This window comes from Fulverythrobacter ferritrahens (assembly GCF_020539485.1).
Lineage (GTDB): Bacteria > Pseudomonadota > Alphaproteobacteria > Sphingomonadales > Sphingomonadaceae > Andeanibacterium > Andeanibacterium ferritrahens.
In genome coordinates, this window is record NZ_JACDXU010000002.1 from 137,622 (window position 1) to 154,016 (window position 16,395).

The following is a 16,395-nucleotide window of genomic DNA, read 5'->3' on the forward strand; positions in this document are numbered from 1 at the left end:
CCTTTCCCCCGCTCAGGCCGCTTGAACCAGACGGATGGCCACCGTCTCGCGCTCGGCCTGGGCGGCGTTGCGCCTGGCGATTTCATCGGGCCAGTGGAGAATCTCCATGCGCCCGTCGAAATGTTCCACCAGGGCGTTGCAGCCTTCCACCCAATCGCCATCGTTCCAATATTCGATCCCGTCGAACATGCGGAATTCCGCCGTGTGGATGTGGCCGCATACCACTCCGTCAACGCCGCGCTGGCCAGCGGCGCGCGCCACGATTTCCTCGTAGCGGGAGATGAACTCGACCGCGTTCTTCACCTTGTGCTTGGCCATCTTGGACAGCGACCAGTATGGCAAGCCGAGCCGGGCGCGCACCGCATTGATGCGGCGATTGAGCCCCATCAGCAAGGTGTAGGCGGCATCCCCGACGAAGGCGAGCCAGCGATGGGCGAGCATCACCGCATCGAATTCGTCGCCATGTAGAACCATCAACCGGCGCCCGTCGGCTGTATCGTGGAAAGCGGCGCGGCGAATCTCGACTCCGCCGAAATTCAGCCCGGTGAACTGACGGAACATCTCGTCATGATTGCCCGGGATATAGACGATACGCGTTCCCCGCTTGGCCCGCTTGAGAATCCGCCAGACGATGTCGTTATGAGTGGCCGGCCAGTAGAACTTCTTCTTCAGGCGCCAGCCATCGATGATGTCGCCCACCAGATACATCGTCTCGCTGTCGACATTGTCGAGGAAGTCGATCAGCAATTCAGCATTGCACCCCTTGGTGCCCAGGTGGACATCGGAGATCCAGATGGTGCGATAGTGCTGGCGCCCTTCTTCGGAAGGTTCCGGAACGCTGGGTTCGCTCAGCGTGAAATGAGGAAAAGCCGAAACGGCCCCGCCGCCTTCACCGTAATTGTCTCTTTCGCCAAACATTCGGCAAAGCCCTTGAACAGCCTGATCTTGGCTTTGCGCCTATGAATCCTAATTGTTACAGGCGATTCACAGTTCAGGGACAGTTCCGCGACTCTTTACGATTTAAACGTCACTCCATCGTCACATAACCGGGCAGGTTTCCGACCCGGTCGAGCCACGCGCAGACATTGGCATAACCACCCAGTGCGAAGCCACCCTCTTCCGCAACATGCGTATAGGGATAAAGCGCGACATCCGCGATCGAGGGAGCATTGCCCACGAACCAGTCCTGCCCGGCAAGGTGACGATCCATCAATTCCAGCGCGGCCTCGCCTGCCAGATGTTTGGCGGACAGTTGGGATTGCTGTTGTTCGGACAGGTTCTGCCGCCCGACATAAGTAAGCCAGAAGCGCAGGGTCGCGATATTGGGTTCGTGACTATATTGTTCGAAGAACATCCAGCGCAGCATATCCGCCCGGTCGAAGCGATCTTCGGGGATCAGCCGCGAATCGTCCGCCAGATAGAAACAGGCGGCATTGCTTTCCGGCAGGAAGCGATTGCCGATCTGCAACACCGGGATGCGGCCATTGGCGTTCACTTTTGCAAGAAACTCAGGCGTGCGCGTCTCACCCTTCAGAATGTCATAGCTGCGCCGTTCGAGATCCAGGCCGAGCAAGGCAGCAGTGAGGCGAATCTTGTAGCAATTGCCACTGACGGGATCTTCATGAAGGACCAGCTTCTCGGCCGCCGCTTTCTCAGCCACCACTAACCTCCAGCACGATCTTGCCGACATGCTCGCCCGCTTCCATCCGGGCATGGGCGGGCCCGGCCTCGGACAACGGGAACACCTTGTCCATCACGGGGCGCAGGGCCCCTTCGGCCACCAGCGGCCAGACATTCTCGGCGATTTCCTTTGCCAGCAGCGCCTTGAAGGTGTCCGAACGGGGGCGCAGCGTCGATCCGGTCAGCGTCGCGCGGCGCACCATCAGCGCCGCCATGTTGATCTCCGCCTTCGCGCCGCCCAGCACGGCGATAGTCACATGGCGGCCATCCTCGGCAAGACAGCGCAGGTTGCGCGGCACATAGCTGCCAGCCACCATGTCCAGCACCAGGTTCACGCCCTTGCCCGCAGTGAAGGCCTGAACTTCCTCCACGAAGTCCTTCTCGCGATAATTGATTGCCAGATCGGCGCCGATTGTGCGCGCAGCCTCGCATTTATCGTCGCTGCCGCAGGTGGTTATCACGCTCAGCCCGAACAGCTTGCCGAGCATGATCGCCATCGATCCGATGCCGCTGGTGCCGCCATGGACCAGCAGCGTCTCGCCCTGCGATGCCCAGCCGCGTTCGAAGACATTGTGCCATACGGTGAAGAGCGTTTCGGGCAGTGCGGCAGCCTGTGCCAACGGCAGGCCCGTAGGCACAGGCAGGCAGTGGCTCTGATGCGCAAGGCAATATTCGGCATAGCCTCCGCCCGGCACCAGAGCGCAGACCTTGCGACCCAGCATTTCCGGCTCGACTCCTTCGCCCACGGCCACGATCGTGCCCGCAAGCTCCAGCCCAGGGAGCGGAGAAGCGCCCGGCGGCGGTGGATAATGGCCCTGGCGCTGGATCACGTCAGGCCGGTTGACCCCGGCATAGGCGACCCGGATCAGCACCTGATCCGGACCGGGCACCGGCACTGGCACCGTTTCCGGCCGCAGCACTTCAGGCCCGCCCGGCGCATCGAAACCCATCGCTATCATCGTCTCGGGGAGAGGTGTTGCCATCGTTCCATCCCGGCTCGTGGCCGGCCGGCCACACTCCACATGCCAATCGAGCACCCCATTGACAGAAAGCGCGGACAATTGCGATGCTGCCCTGCAATGGATGAAGACGATCTCCCCAGGCGGCGCGGAGATGCAGCCAGCCAGCTCTCCCGGGAGAGCCTGGACAGCTATTCGCTTGATGAACTGGCGGATCGTATCGCCCTGCTCGAAGCGGAAATCGCGCGTGTGAAATCCCACCGCGACAAAGCCGGCGCACACAGGCTGGCGGCCGAATCGCTCTTCAAGCCCAAGGCGACGACCTGATGCGCCCCGCCCCTCCCAATCCGGCGGGGGCATCCCATATAGGATTCAATCCCCTTGCCCGCAGCCATACATCTGCGGTCAACCTCGCTCCCCCCACCCTTCCCACAACGGAAGGGATTCTCCTGCAACCGAAAGTATGCTGAATGCCCAGTTTCGCCCAGAGCCTCGAAAAGACGCTGCACAACGCGCTCCAGAATGCGAGCGACCGCGCGCATGAATATGCGACGCTGGAGCATTTGCTGCTGGCGCTGGTGGAAGATCCGGACGCCGCCGAAGTGATGACCGCCTGCGGCGTGGACCTGGGCGAGCTGACCGAAGTGGTGAAGCAATATCTCGATCAGGAATATCAGTCCCTGAAGACTCAGGACGAGGCTGATCCCCAGCCCACCGCTGGTTTCCAGCGGGTCATCCAGCGCGCGATCCTGCATGTCCAGTCCTCCGGCAAGGATACGGTTACCGGCGCCAATGTGCTGGTGGCCCTGTTTTCGGAGCGCGACAGCTATGCTGTTTATTTCCTGCAGCAACAGGATATGAGCCGACTCGATGCGGTGAGCTATATCAGCCACGGTATCGGCAAGGGCGGCCGCCAGATGGAAAGCCGCACGCCCAGCGGCGCGGAAGAACCGCAGCAGCAGGCCGAGGAAAAGAGCGACAAGTCCAAGAAGGATTCCGCGCTCGACCAGTTCACCGTGAACCTCAACCAGAAGGCGCTGGACGGCAAGGTCGATCCACTGATCGGCCGCGGCCCCGAAGTGGACCGCACGATCCAGATCCTGTGCCGCCGTTCCAAGAACAACCCGCTCTATGTGGGAGATCCCGGCGTGGGCAAGACGGCGATTGCCGAAGGTCTTGCGCGCAAGATCGTGGAAGGCGACGTGCCCGAAGTGCTGGAAAAGGCCGTAATCTACTCGCTCGACATGGGCGCCCTACTGGCCGGCACCCGTTATCGCGGCGATTTCGAGGAACGGCTGAAGCAGGTTGTCTCCGAGCTCGAGAAAATGCCCGATGCGGTGCTGTTCATTGACGAGATCCACACGGTGATCGGCGCCGGTGCAACCAGCGGCGGAGCGATGGATGCTTCCAATCTGCTCAAGCCCGCGCTTTCGGGCGGCACGATCCGCTGCATCGGTTCGACCACCTACAAGGAGTTCCGCAATCACTTCGAGAAGGACCGCGCCCTGCTGCGCCGGTTCCAGAAGATCGACGTGAACGAACCGACCGTAGAGGATACGATCAAGATCCTGCGCGGCCTGCGCACTGCCTTTGAGGAACATCACAAGGTCAAATACACGCCCGATGCGATCAAGACGGCAGTGGAGCTTTCCGCGCGCTACATCAATGACCGCAAGCTGCCCGACAAGGCAATCGACGTGATCGACGAAGTGGGCGCGATGCAGATGCTGGTGCCGCCTTCCAAGCGGAAGAAGAAGATCACCTCGCGCGAGATCGAGGCAGTGATCGCCACCATGGCGCGCATCCCGCCCAAGACGGTCAGCACGGACGACAAGAAGGCGCTGGAAACGCTTGAGAAGGATCTCAAGCGCGTGGTCTTCGGGCAGGACAAGGCCATCGAGGTGCTGTCCACCGCCATGAAGCTCAGCCGTGCAGGCCTGCGCGATGCCGACAAGCCGATCGGCAGTTTCCTGTTCTCCGGCCCCACCGGCGTCGGCAAGACGGAAGTGGCCAAACAGCTGGCCAGCATCATGGGCATTCCGATGCAGCGTTTCGACATGTCCGAATATATGGAACGCCATTCGGTCAGCCGGCTGATCGGCGCCCCTCCGGGCTATGTCGGTTACGATCAGGGCGGGCTTCTGACCGACGCGGTGGATCAGCAGCCGCACAGCGTGCTGCTGCTCGACGAAATCGAAAAGGCCCACCCGGACCTGTTCAACATCCTGCTGCAGGTGATGGATAATGGCCGCCTGACCGATCATCACGGCAAGACGGTGGACTTCCGCAATGTCGTGCTGATCATGACGACCAATGCCGGCGCTTCCGACATGGCGCGTCAGGGCATCGGCTTTGGTGACGTATCCAAGGAGGATGCGGGTGACGAGGCTGTGAAGAAGATGTTCAGCCCCGAATTCCGCAATCGCCTGGATGCGATCGTGCCCTTTGCCTATCTTGGCCAGGAAACGGTCAGCCGGGTGGTGGACAAGTTCATCCTCCAGCTGGAGCTGCAGCTGGCCGAGCAGAACGTCCACATCCAGTTCGATTCGGATGCACGCCAGTGGCTGGGCAAGCGGGGCTATGACAAGCTCTATGGCGCCCGTCCGATGGCTCGCCTCATTCAGGACAAGGTGAAGCAGCCGCTGGCTGAAGAGCTTCTGTTCGGCAAGCTCGCCCATGGCGGCGAGGTGCATGTGAGCGTGAAGGAGGACCGGCTCAATTTCGAACTGACGCCCGCGCCGCCCAAGGAAGAAAAGCGCAAGCGCCCCTCTGCCAAGAAGGCGGCGCCCAAGAAGAAACCTGCACCGCAGGCCGAAGCTGACGAAAGCACTGGCGAGGACTGATCCTTTCTTGCTTGCGTGTTGAAATTTGAGGCGAGTCAAAGCGCTCGCCTCATTTTCTTTTCATGGTCAGACTGGATCAGACTGACCGAGAAGGAAAACCCATGGCCACCGCACCCGAGGAACCCCGCGTTACAGCCTATGAGCGGCTGGGCGGGATGGATGCGATCCGCCGGATCGTGGAACGCTTCTACGATCTGATGGAAGGCGATGCGGCCTATGCCGAATTGCGCGCGATGCACGCCGGAGACCTCGCCCCGATGCGCCGGTCCCTGACAGGTTTTCTTACTGGATGGAGTGGCGGGCCGCGAGACTGGTTCGAGGCAAATCCGGGCAAATGCATGGTCAGCATGCATTCTGCCTTCCCCATCGCCGCCGATACTGCAGCGCAATGGGCCGAGGCCATGCAACGCGCAATCGCCGATGCGGAATTGCAGGATACGGAAGTGGCAGAACTGCTGGCTGAAAGGCTGGACATGATCGCCCGTGCCATGGGGCGCATGGGGGAAAAGGCCGAGGCCTGACGGGATGAACTAGCTCAGTTGCACCAGTTTTTCGCGAGAAGTTGCGCCGCGCAACAAACTGACGCGGCTGCGGGCGATGCCCAGCGCACCTGCAATCAGTGCGAGGACCGCATCGGTCGCCTCCCCATCCTTGGGCTTGGCGCGCGTTTTCACCACCAGCTTCCCATCGGCGATTTCCAGCATTTCCACCCGCGCGCCCGGCGTAACCTTCACCGCGAGCCGGCCATGGGCATCGGCCAAAGCGAGAATCGCCTCGGCGGGCGGGGCTTCGGTCTTAGGCCGCGCCATCTTTCAGCGCAGCTGCATGATGGCGGGCATTTTCGACATAATGGGCAACGCCCGCGCGCATTTCGGCAATCGCCACATCGGGCAGATCGCGAGCATGGGCAGCCGGGCGGCCAGTCCAGAGCTGGCCTGATGGCATGGACTTGCCCGGTGTGAGCATGGCGCCCGCAGCCAGCATCGCGTCAGATCCGACGCGGCAACCATCCATCACGATTGCGCCAAGGCCAACAAAGGCACGGTCTTCCAGAATGCAGCCATGGACCATCGCGAGATGGCCGATCAGCACGTCCTCACCGATCAGGGTGGGAAAGCCCTCCGGCCGACGAGGGCTGGGGCTTTCGCAATGGATCACCGTGCCATCCTGCACATTGCTGCGCGCACCGATGACGATGCGGTTCACATCCGCACGGATAACGCAATTATACCAGATGCTCACATCCGGCCCGATCTCGACATCGCCGATGATCCTGCACCCGGGCGCAATGAAGGCAGTATCGTGAATCCGCGGGCTCTTGCCGTGAAGCGAGAGAATAGTGACGTCATGGCCGATCATTGCGCGGCCTCCCATTCAGCGCGAGTGATGGAATAGACGATCGTATCGCGAAACGGCGCCTGCTGCCGCTGGTCGATAAAATCGAGATCTTCGCGGCGACGCATACCGAGCCGCTTCATCAGGCCCCAGCTGGGCGCGTTTTCCTGCACTGTGAGCGCAATTATTTCCTGCGCGCCGAATGTTTCGAAGCCAGCAGCCAGCGATATCTGAGCCGCTTCCTTCGCATAACCCCGCCCCCACACATTCTCGCGCAGACGCCAGCCCACTTCCATTTCACCCAGCGATGGGCTGTCCGGTGCATCGGTGCGCTTGAGGCCGCAGAAGCCGAGCACCTCGCCATCCTCTTTCCGCTCGACGAGCCAGAAGCAATGGCCGTTGCGTTCCCGGCAATTCTCCACCCGGCTGCGCTGGGCTACTATCGCTTCCGCCTGCATCACGCCGCCCAGCCAGCGCATGACTTCCGGTGTATTGGTGTGACGGAAAAATGCCTGCCAGTCCTCATCGCCACTCCAGTCGCGCAGAACCAGCCGAGCAGTCTCCCTGCGGAATTCAGCCATGGAGCAGCCGCGCGGCAAGCGGCGCGTGATAGGTGAGCACGCCCGAACATCCGGCGCGCTTGAATGCCAGCAATGTCTCCAGCACCAAATCCTCGCGCTTGCCCGCACCGGCAGCGGATGCTGCCTCGATCATCGCATATTCGCCGCTCACCTGATAGGCGAAGACCGGAACCTCGAAGCGGTCTTTCACCATCCGTACGATGTCGAGATAGGGCAGCCCCGGCTTCACCATCACGCTATCGGCACCCTCGGCAATATCCAAGGCCACTTCGCGCAGAGCCTCTTCCGAATTGGCCGGGTCCATCTGATAGCTCTTCTTGTTGCCCTTCAGCAGGCCGCCAGAGCCGACGGCATCGCGGAAGGGGCCATAGAAGGCGCTGGCATATTTCGCGGCATAGGACATGATCTGGACATTGGCATGGTTCGCTTCTTCCAGCGCGGCACGAATTGACCCAATCCGGCCGTCCATCATGTCGGAAGGAGCGACAATGTCGGCACCGGCCTCAGCCTGGTTGAGCGCCTGGTCCACCAGCACTTCCACCGTAGCGTCGTTGAGGACATAGCCCTGATCGTCGATCAGCCCGTCCTGCCCATGGGTGGTATAGGGATCGAGCGCCACATCCGCGAGAATGCCGATATCCTCCCCGCAGGCATCGCGAATCGTCCGAATCGCGCGGCACATGAGATTATCGGGATTCAGGGCCTCCACGCCCTTCTCGCTGCGCCTTTCCGGCTGTGTATTGGGAAACAGGGCCAGACAGGGAATTCCCAGAGCGACAGCTTCCTTCGCGCGCGCGGCAATCCCGTCCATCGACCAGCGCGATACGCCGGGCAGCGAACCGATCGGTTCTTCCACACCCTGCCCTTCAGTGACGAAGAGTGGCCAGATCAGATCTGCCGGCGTCAGGATGGTTTCGCGGTGGAGCGCGCGGCTCCATGCGCTGGCGCGCGTGCGGCGCAGGCGAGTGGCGGGAAAGGAAGCGCTTTTCATGGCGCGCCTAGTGCCGGAAATCGCGCCGGATCGCAATTATCTGGGCGTCAGCGCAGCATGCGCGGACGATCCACTCTTTCGATTTCACGCCGGGGTGCGTCGACATCGCTCTCAGGCGGCGCCAGGCTGGCAAGCGCCGCGCCGGGCTGCACCTGCAGCAACCTGCCGAGCTGCGCCTTGAAATTCGCCAGATCCTTGCCGGAAAGCGTCGCGCGGGTAACAAATTGCACGCTGGCCGGGTTCACCACCTTGCCGCCGCGATACATCTCATAATGAAGATGCGGACCCGTAGAGAGGCCGGTGGAACCGACATAGCCGATCACTTGCCCCCGGCGCACGCGCTGGCCCGCGTTTACCGCAATGCGGCTCATATGGGCATAGCCCGTGCCCAGTCCGCCACCGTGATTGAGCTTCACGAAATTGCCATGCCCGCCATGACGCCCGGCAAAAGCCACCGTGCCATCGCTCACCGCATAGATCGGCGTGCCGTAACTGGCCTTGAAATCCATACCTGCATGCATGCGAGTATAACCCAGGATCGGATGGCGGCGCATTCCGAAGCTGGAAGTCACTCTGCCGGGGACCGGAGCAAGCAAGCCGCTGCGCTGCTCGCCCACACCGGACGCTTCGAAGAACTGGCCATCCTTGCCCCAGCGCATCAGCTGGGTCTTGGGTTTTCCGTTACGGATCACACCTGCATACAGCAGCTGGCCGGTTTCCACCTCGCCAGTGGCCGCGCGCTTGTAGGAAACGACCATGTCGAATTCGTCATTCGGCCCCAATGCGCTGTCGAGATCATACTGACTGGCCAGCGTGCGCAGATAATCCTGCACGGCCCGGGCAGGCGCGCCCGCCCCGCGTGCGGAACGATAGACGCTGGCCCCCACCTTGCCCCGGATGCGCAGCGGCGTGGAATCCACCCGAATCGGGCGCGGATCGAGCGCCAGCGCGCCGCCGCGCCGCTCCAGCGCCAATTCGAGATCGAAGCGCGCACGGAAAGAAAGCGAATCCAGCGGGCGGGGCTGAGTTGGCGAAACCCGCCGGCCCAGAACCATATCCACCTTGGTTCCCGCGGCGATGTCAGAGAGCGGCATGGCTCCGGAAATAAGCGAAACAACTCTGTTCGCCTCTGACGAACCGACGCCGGCGCGCTGGAGCATACGCGCGAAACTGTCCCCCTGGCCCAAAGTGGCGACGAGTTCGATCTGGGGTCGCTCCGGGGCAGATTGGAGGGGAATGACTGCAGAAGTAGCTGCCATATGGCGGCCGCTATCGCCGCCCAGAGCCAGCGGCATGATCATTTGGCTGCGAAATTCGTCGCGCTGGGCATCATTGACGCTCATCGGTGCGGCGGCTTCGACCGGAGCAAAATCAGGCCAGAAGAGGGCAGCGACTGCAGCAAGCCCGAACATGGTGCCTGCCCCCCGGAACCACCGGACGCTGCCGATATCCTCGGCCAGATCGGGTGCGAAATCGATGCCCGAAAGATGCAGGGAAATACGTTCGCGCCATTGGCCATAACGTTCGGCAAAGGAATTGAAGCGCGCAATGACCAGCTTGCCAGGATCTTCGAGGATCAGCGAATGGGTGAGCTGGGCAGCGGCCCTCGCCGGCCCATTCACACTGCCGGTTTCAATACCGGCCTCCGCCTGGTCACGAGGTTTGAACAAACCCGTCTCCCCTATGGCCCCGTCGGCCATCCCTTCAATGGGACGGCGCGACCCGATCCCGGCCTCCTGTCTGGCGCAATTCCTTGGCCATTCAAAGTTAACAAGCCGTCAATATCGACAGACTGAGTCACGCGAACGGCTGATCGTGCCCTGGCCACGGGTCGTAAAGGATGGTTGCCTGCCGTCGCCCAGCCTGCCACAGTCGGTTCATTGTGACCCGCCGTTCCGCCGATAGCCGCATCAAGGCCGTGCTCGGCCCGACCAACACCGGCAAGACCCATCTCGCGATCGAGAGGCTATGCGCCCATTCGAGCGGCGCGATCGGCTTCCCGCTGCGCCTGCTGGCGCGCGAAGTCTATGACAAGGTCCGTGCGATCAAGGGTGACCGTTCAGTAGCGCTGATCACCGGCGAGGAACGGATTGAACCGCCAGACGCGCGCTGGTTCCTCTGCACTGCCGAAGCCATGCCTGCGGGTCGGCCCGATCGCTCCGCAAAAGGCCTGCTTGCCAAGAGCGATCTCGCCTTCGTCGCACTGGACGAGGCGCAGCTTTCCGCCGATCCAGAACGCGGGCACATCTTTACGGACCGCCTGCTCAACGCTCGCGGGCGGGAAGAAACGATGCTGCTGGGCTCCGCGACCCTCGCCCCGATGGTGAAGGCCCTGATTCCCGAAGCGGAAATCATCGAGCGACCGCGTTTTTCGGTTTTACGGCATTCGGGCAGCGCCAAGCTGTCACGCCTGCCGCCGCGCAGCGCCATTGTCGCCTTCTCGGCAGAGCAGGTCTATGCCGTGGCGGAAATGCTCCGCCGCTTCCGTGGCGGGGCGGCAGTGGTGATGGGTGCGCTCAGCCCGGAAACGCGCAATCGGCAGGTAGAACTCTTCCAGTCGGGCGAAGTGGATTACATCGTTGCGACCGATGCCATCGGCATGGGCCTTAATCTGGATGTCACGCATGTCGCCTTTGCAGGGCTCTCCAAGTTCGACGGTTCGCGGCAAAGGCGCCTCACGCCCGCAGAAATGGCGCAGATTGCCGGGCGCGCGGGGCGTCACCATCAGGACGGCACTTTCGGCACGCTCTCCGGCGGGGGCCGGAACGGGCGCGGCGCGCCTCTGGAATTCACCGACGAAGAAGTCCACGCAATCGAGGAACATCGCTTCGCGCCGCTGACCAAACTGTTCTGGCGCGAATCCGATCCGCGTTTCGACACTGTCGACACCCTGATCGCCGATCTGGAAGCCAAACCGGACCATCCCCAGCTGGCCCCGGCCCCGGAAGCGATCGACCTCAAGGTACTCAAGCGACTTGCCGAAGAACATGGCATTGCCGAAACCCTCACCAATCCCGCAGTGGTCCGCCGTTTCTGGGATGCTTGCTCCCTCCCCGATTTTCGCCAGCAGGGCGCGGAAACGCACGCACGTTTCGTTCAACGCTTGTGGCAGGAACTGAAGGACGGCTATCTGGGCGCGGACTATGCGGCTGCAAAGATTTCCGAACTGGATAATCTTGCGGGCGACATCGACACGCTGCAAGGCCGCATCGCGGCAATCCGCAGTTGGGCCTATATCGCGCAGCGGCCGGATTGGGTGCTCGCAAAAGAAGAAATGTCCGCCCGTGCGCGCGCAGTGGAAAGCCGACTTTCCGACGCGTTGCACCAGCGGCTGACCGAACGTTTTGTCAATCGCCGCACTGCTGTATTGATGAAGACCATGGGTAAGGATGCAGGCCTCTTGAAGGTAGAACTGAACGAAGACGGCGCCGTGCTGGTCGAAGGTGAAGCAATCGGCCATCTGGATGGCTTCCGCTTTGTGGTGGACGCACAGGCTGGCCATGCTGATCGCAAGCTGCTTCTTGCCGCAGCGGAAAAGCATTTGCCGCAGCTTCTAGCGCAAAGAGCGCAGACCATGGTGGCCAGCGAGCTGGGCGAATTGTCGCTGGAAGGCGGCAAGGTGCTACGCGCCGGGCAGGCTGTGGCCGTCCTTCAGCCTGGCAGGGACATTTCCCGCCCGCGTCTGGAACTCGCCAAGGAACTGACCGCGCTTGGCCCCGCCCAGGCGGACCGTCTGGCGGAAGCGCTCAATCACTGGCTGGAAGGGCAACTTGCCCCCCTCGCTCCGTTACGGACACTGGAAGAAGCGACTCGCGATCCCGAGGCGGGGAGCGAATTGCGCGCCCTTCTGCTGCATGTGGTGGCGGGGGCCGGCATGATTGCCCGCGAAAAGGCCGGGCTGGCGCATTTGCCCAAGGAACGGCGCCATCTCCTGCGCAAGCTGGGCGTCACGATTGGCGCACTGGATGTCTTCGCGCCTGCCCTGCTCAAACCTGCACCGCGCCGGCTGCTGCACGCTATCGGCGTGGATAGCCGGCCCGTGCAGGAAAATATGGCAGCCGTGATCGCCGGGACACGCCATCTTCCTTCCGGCTATCGTCACGCGGGCCAGCAGGCGATCCGGCTCGACATGGCTGAAAAGCTGTTTCGCGCTGCCCATGAGGCGCGCGGCGCGGCATCGGGCAAGCGGTTCTTCATCGATCCTGCCCTGCCGACCTCCATGGGCCTGACGGAAGACAGCTATGCCCGACTGATGCGTGATGCGGGTTTTCGCCCGGTCCGCCACCGGGAGCTGCCCGAAGGCGCCTTTGGCCCGCCTGCCCCGCTGATGTGGGATTGGCGCGCACCCCGGACGGACCATCGGGGCGAACTGCGCGAGGATGAACGGCGCACCGGTCGCAACGAAGGTCGCGGCCGCGGGCAACATCGCGGTGATCGGCCGGGCGCCAAGGACAGTGGTCACCGCAAGGAAGGCAGGGGCGGCTCATCCGGCAGCGGAGGGAAACGTCCTGACCCAAGGCCTGCCCCGTCTCGCCCCGCAGAAGGCAATGCCTTTGCCGTGCTGGCCGATCTGCTTCGGTAAGGCTCGGCTTCCCGGTGCGGATCGACCGGCTGCTCTGGTTCCTGCGCTTCGCGAAAAGCAGGGGCCTGGCGCAGAAATGGGTCGGAGAAGGACATATCCGGCGGAACGGCGCCCGCGTTGTCAGGCTGGATCAGGCCATATCCAGCGGCGATGTGCTGACTCTGCCCTTAAGAAGCCGTGTGCTGGTGATAGAAATCCTGTCTTTGCCAGAGCGTCGAGGTCCGCCAGAAGAAGCGCGCACCTGCTATCGGGAACTTGACGCTTCCGGCACAATCGCCATAGCAGGCGGCAAAAGCGAATTGAGCGAAGGACAACCTGACCCATGACCTATGTCGTTACCGATGCCTGCATCCGCTGCAAGTACACGGATTGCGTTGAGGTCTGTCCTGTAGATTGCTTCTACGAAGGCGAGAACATGCTGGTGATCAATCCCAGCGAATGCATCGACTGCGGCGTTTGTGAACCTGAATGCCCGGCTGAAGCGATCCTTCCCGACACGGAAGGCGGCCTTGAGAAGTGGCTGGAACTTAACGCCAAATTCTCTGCCGAATGGCCGAACATCACGGCCCGCAAGGACCCTCCCGCTGATGCGGATGAGCACAAGGGCGAGGAAGGGAAGTTCGACAAGTTCTTCTCCCCCGAACCTGGCGAAGGCGATTGACCCATTTCGGGACAAATGGTTGATTGCGGAGATTGTTGAGACAACAATTCCGAATTATTCTGCTGTTTGCTTCAGTTCGATTCTGGGGGCGGCAGTCTGAGTACTTTTGTCCTAATCCTGAGCTATTGCGCCGTCGCGGCAGTTGCCGCGTCGGTGGGTGTTGTCGTGGGCGGCATGTTAGCTTCTGCCAAGGTAGAAGACCTCTACACGCGGCTCGATCAGGCCGATCTCGCCAACCGTGCCAACGCCCAGTTGCTCCGCGAGCTTTCCGAAGCGATGCGCCTGATCGTCAGCGAAATCGCCGCCGGTCGGGCGAGCCTTGCCAGTGAAGACGGATACATCCGCGCCCAGGCACTTCTGGTGAGGGTCAAGGCCGCGATGGAGGCATAATCCATGGCTCCCCTAAGCGTCGGAAGTTGTTTAACTCTTTTCCTATGCCGGCGCATGCCCGAAAGATGCGGCCAAATAATTTTCGGGTAAGATTTCCTTCTTTAGCCTTGCCTTTACGGCAGGGCTGGAATTTTTGTTGCGAAACTGCTACATAATCCGCCGATGGTCGCAATTATCCACAACCGGCCACAGGAATCACGAAAGGCAGGCCCGGCAGCGCAACAGGGTTGATCGACATTTGGGGTCGCGGCTTCGGCTTGCGGCCCTTGCTACGTCTTTCACCTCTGCAACGCGCAAACGGTCCTGCACTGAGAAAGGACGATTCATGGTAGCCAAGGCTCCCGCCTTTTCCGTCGGCGATTATGTTGTCTATCCCAAGCACGGCGTTGGCCGTGTGATCGAGCTGCAGAACGAAGAAATCGCCGGCATGCAGCTCGAACTTTATGTGCTCCGCTTCGAAAAGGAACGCATGACGCTGCGCGTTCCCGTCAACAAAGTCGAAGCAATCGGCATGCGTAAGCTTTCCAGCGACAAGACGCTGCGCGAGGCACTCGATACGCTCAAGGGCAAGCCCAAGGTGAAGCGCACCATGTGGTCGCGCCGTGCCCAGGAATATGAAGCGAAGATCAATTCGGGCGATCTCGTTTCGATCGCCGAGGTGACTCGCGACCTGTTCCGGGCCGATGACCAGCCGGAACAGAGCTATTCCGAACGTCAGATCTTCGAAGCGGCTTCCAGCCGTCTCGCACGGGAACTGGCCGCAATGGAAAAGACCGACGAGCCGGCCGCCCTGCAGAAGATCCTTGCGATCCTCAACGAGCATGCACCGAAATATTATGAAACCACCGAAACCGCCTGAGCGGACAACTCGGATCGATTTGAAAGGGCCGCCCCACAAAGGCGGCTCTTTTTCGTTTCGGCCTGCCGCTTCTGACTACCCGGGTTCATCCCTTCGCAACTTCCATTCCGGATAATCCGACCGAGAGGAGCAAGAAATGGGCCTGATCCGCTATGTATCGCTGCCACTTGCAGCAATCGCCCTTTCAGGCTGCCTTGCCAAGGCCGCTCTCGATGTCGCCACTGCCCCGGTTAGAGTCGCCGGAAAGGCCGTGGATGCAGCGACGACGAGCCAGTCGGAAGCAGACGAGAAGCGCGGCCGGGAAATGCGCAAACGCGAAGAGCGTCTCGGCAAGCTGGAACGCGAATGGCAAAAACTCGATCGGGCCTGCGCCGGCGGTAATACTGAAGCTTGCGAGCGGCGCGATGCGACCGTTGAAGAAATCGATGAGCTCCAGTCATCAGATGGCGGACGATCACCGCGCTAGAATTCTTCCTGCAAACCTCTAGGCGGCAGCCCGTGCGAGCCTGTCCCTTATGGCAGTCCCGATTCCGTCCATAGGAATCGGCGCGATGGCAATGCGCGGCTGCGAAGCGGATGCTCCAAGATGAAGGCAGGCATAAAGGCGCGCTGCGGCCTCCGCCAGATCACCCGAAGCGGAAAGCGTGCAATCGCCCGCAATATCACCAAAGCCGATCATGAACTCATCCGGTGCCGCCTGCATCGCATCCAGGCGAACAGGCTTGCCTGGGGCATAATGCTGGGCAAGTTGTCCTGGAGCTTCGATTTTCGCCAATGTGACGTCATGAGACGGCCCAAGAATGTCGGAAATCCGGCTTTCCTCAAACGGACCGGGGCGGAGAAGCTGCCAGGTGCCGTCATTGCGCAATGCCACAATTGTCGATTCCAGACCTTGTTCACAAGGGCCGCCGTCCAGCACTGCGTCTATTCTGCCGCCCAAAGATGCAACCACATGACCGGCCTCGGTGGGGCTGATGCCCCCGCTGCGATTGGCCGATGGCGCGGCAAGAGGCAGGCCGGTTTCGATCAGCAGCGCGCGCATTGCCGGATGTGCGGGCATACGCAGGGCAATCGTCGGAAGGCCCGCGGTCACTGCCGGGGCAATGGATACGCCGCCGCGCAAGGGCAGGACCAGCGTCAATGGCCCCGGCCAGAACCGCGCGGCAAGATCATGAGCCCGGCTGTCAAACACGGCCAGTTTTTCCGCTATTTCCAGCTGCGCAACGTGTACGATCAAAGGATTGAAATCGGGCCGTCCCTTGGCGCGATAAATCCCAGCTACCGCCGCATCGGAATCCGCACGAGCAGCCAAGCCATAGACCGTTTCGGTAGGAACCGCGACCAGCCGCCCTTCGCGCAGCAGCGTTGCGGCCCGGGCAATGCCCGGCGCATCCACTGTCAGCAATTCCGTTCCGCTCTTCTGCATCGCAGCACCGTGCTCCCTTAGAGGTTCCTCCATCACCGAATCCCCCGACAGGTCAAGCCAACGGCAGGGAATCGAGCGGAAGAGTCAG

18 protein-coding genes are annotated in these 16,395 nt (G+C 61.7%); 9 read left to right on the top strand and 9 right to left on the bottom strand.

Features of this window, described 5'->3' with window-relative positions; all coding sequences use genetic code 11:
- Positions 1–12 precede the first annotated feature (12 nt).
- The 3 genes from H0274_RS08760 to H0274_RS08770 all read right to left on the bottom strand — a co-directional run bounded on the left by H0274_RS08760 (position 13) and on the right by H0274_RS08770 (position 2,663).
- Complete coding sequence (locus tag H0274_RS08760) at positions 13–918, bottom strand: UDP-2,3-diacylglucosamine diphosphatase (protein WP_226794674.1); 906 nt, start codon at positions 916–918, stop codon at positions 13–15.
- Positions 919–1,027: 109 nt separating this feature from the next.
- Positions 1,028–1,660 (bottom strand): glutathione S-transferase family protein, encoded by a 633-nt coding sequence (locus tag H0274_RS08765; RefSeq protein ID WP_226794677.1) that lies wholly within the window; start codon positions 1,658–1,660, stop codon positions 1,028–1,030.
- The gene (locus tag H0274_RS08770; protein WP_226794679.1) at positions 1,653–2,663 is read right to left on the bottom strand and encodes an NAD(P)H-quinone oxidoreductase; all 1,011 of its coding nucleotides are present in this window, start codon (positions 2,661–2,663) and stop codon (positions 1,653–1,655) included. Before H0274_RS08770 ends, H0274_RS08765 begins: the two co-directional genes overlap by 8 nt.
- A 96-nt stretch (positions 2,664–2,759) precedes the next feature.
- On the opposite strand from H0274_RS08770, the gene H0274_RS08775 reads away from it, so the two are divergent.
- The 3 genes from H0274_RS08775 to H0274_RS08785 all read left to right on the top strand — a co-directional run bounded on the left by H0274_RS08775 (position 2,760) and on the right by H0274_RS08785 (position 6,003).
- On the top strand, positions 2,760–2,966 hold the full coding sequence (locus H0274_RS08775; RefSeq protein WP_226794682.1) for a DUF1192 domain-containing protein: 207 nt from the start codon (positions 2,760–2,762) through the stop codon (positions 2,964–2,966).
- A 143-nt stretch (positions 2,967–3,109) separates the two neighbouring features.
- A complete protein-coding gene (clpA, locus tag H0274_RS08780) occupies positions 3,110–5,482 on the top strand; it encodes an ATP-dependent Clp protease ATP-binding subunit ClpA (RefSeq protein WP_226794685.1) in 2,373 nt (790 codons plus the stop codon).
- A 101-nt stretch (positions 5,483–5,583) separates the two neighbouring features.
- Positions 5,584–6,003 (top strand): globin domain-containing protein, encoded by a 420-nt coding sequence (locus H0274_RS08785; protein ID WP_226794688.1) that lies wholly within the window; start codon positions 5,584–5,586, stop codon positions 6,001–6,003.
- Between the two features lie 9 nt (positions 6,004–6,012).
- On the opposite strand, the gene H0274_RS08790 is transcribed toward H0274_RS08785, so the two are convergent.
- The 5 genes from H0274_RS08790 to H0274_RS08810 are packed head-to-tail and all read right to left on the bottom strand — an operon-like array spanning position 6,013 to position 10,059.
- Positions 6,013–6,291 (bottom strand): DUF167 domain-containing protein, encoded by a 279-nt coding sequence (locus H0274_RS08790; protein ID WP_226794690.1) that lies wholly within the window; start codon positions 6,289–6,291, stop codon positions 6,013–6,015.
- Positions 6,278–6,841 carry a gamma carbonic anhydrase family protein gene (locus tag H0274_RS08795; RefSeq protein WP_226794691.1) on the bottom strand — a complete coding sequence of 188 codons (564 nt, stop codon included), beginning with the start codon at positions 6,839–6,841 and terminating at the stop codon, positions 6,278–6,280. The genes H0274_RS08790 and H0274_RS08795 overlap by 14 nt, the downstream gene beginning before the upstream one ends.
- Positions 6,838–7,398, bottom strand: coding sequence for a GNAT family N-acetyltransferase (locus H0274_RS08800; RefSeq protein WP_226794693.1), 561 nt, complete (start codon positions 7,396–7,398; stop codon positions 6,838–6,840). The genes H0274_RS08795 and H0274_RS08800 overlap by 4 nt, the downstream gene beginning before the upstream one ends.
- Positions 7,391–8,389: a porphobilinogen synthase gene (gene hemB / locus H0274_RS08805; RefSeq protein ID WP_226794694.1), complete on the bottom strand. Its 999-nt coding sequence runs from the start codon at positions 8,387–8,389 to the stop codon at positions 7,391–7,393. Before hemB ends, H0274_RS08800 begins: the two co-directional genes overlap by 8 nt.
- A 47-nt stretch (positions 8,390–8,436) precedes the next feature.
- Complete coding sequence (locus H0274_RS08810; protein ID WP_226794696.1) at positions 8,437–10,059, bottom strand: M23 family metallopeptidase; 1,623 nt, start codon at positions 10,057–10,059, stop codon at positions 8,437–8,439.
- A gap of 170 nt (positions 10,060–10,229) precedes the next feature.
- Between H0274_RS08810 and H0274_RS08815 the strand changes: the two genes are divergently transcribed.
- From H0274_RS08815 to H0274_RS08840, 6 genes are all read left to right on the top strand, one after another.
- The gene (locus tag H0274_RS08815; protein WP_264295585.1) at positions 10,230–12,971 is read left to right on the top strand and encodes a helicase-related protein; all 2,742 of its coding nucleotides are present in this window, start codon (positions 10,230–10,232) and stop codon (positions 12,969–12,971) included.
- A gap of 14 nt (positions 12,972–12,985) precedes the next feature.
- Complete coding sequence (locus H0274_RS08820) at positions 12,986–13,297, top strand: RNA-binding S4 domain-containing protein (RefSeq protein WP_226794701.1); 312 nt, start codon at positions 12,986–12,988, stop codon at positions 13,295–13,297.
- Positions 13,294–13,632 carry a ferredoxin FdxA gene (gene fdxA, locus H0274_RS08825; protein WP_226794703.1) on the top strand — a complete coding sequence of 113 codons (339 nt, stop codon included), beginning with the start codon at positions 13,294–13,296 and terminating at the stop codon, positions 13,630–13,632. Before H0274_RS08820 ends, fdxA begins: the two co-directional genes overlap by 4 nt.
- Before the next feature lie 174 nt (positions 13,633–13,806).
- The gene (locus H0274_RS08830) at positions 13,807–14,022 is read left to right on the top strand and encodes a hypothetical protein (RefSeq protein WP_226794705.1); all 216 of its coding nucleotides are present in this window, start codon (positions 13,807–13,809) and stop codon (positions 14,020–14,022) included.
- 325 nt (positions 14,023–14,347) lie between these two features.
- Entirely contained in the window at positions 14,348–14,881 is a 534-nt protein-coding gene (locus H0274_RS08835; RefSeq protein ID WP_226794707.1) for a CarD family transcriptional regulator, read from the top strand.
- A 136-nt stretch (positions 14,882–15,017) separates the two neighbouring features.
- Complete coding sequence (locus H0274_RS08840; protein ID WP_226794709.1) at positions 15,018–15,347, top strand: hypothetical protein; 330 nt, start codon at positions 15,018–15,020, stop codon at positions 15,345–15,347.
- An 18-nt stretch (positions 15,348–15,365) separates the two neighbouring features.
- Here H0274_RS08840 and H0274_RS08845 read toward each other — a convergent pair whose 3' ends face one another.
- Positions 15,366–16,307, bottom strand: coding sequence for an L-threonylcarbamoyladenylate synthase (locus H0274_RS08845; protein ID WP_226794712.1), 942 nt, complete (start codon positions 16,305–16,307; stop codon positions 15,366–15,368).
- Positions 16,308–16,395 lie beyond the last annotated feature (88 nt).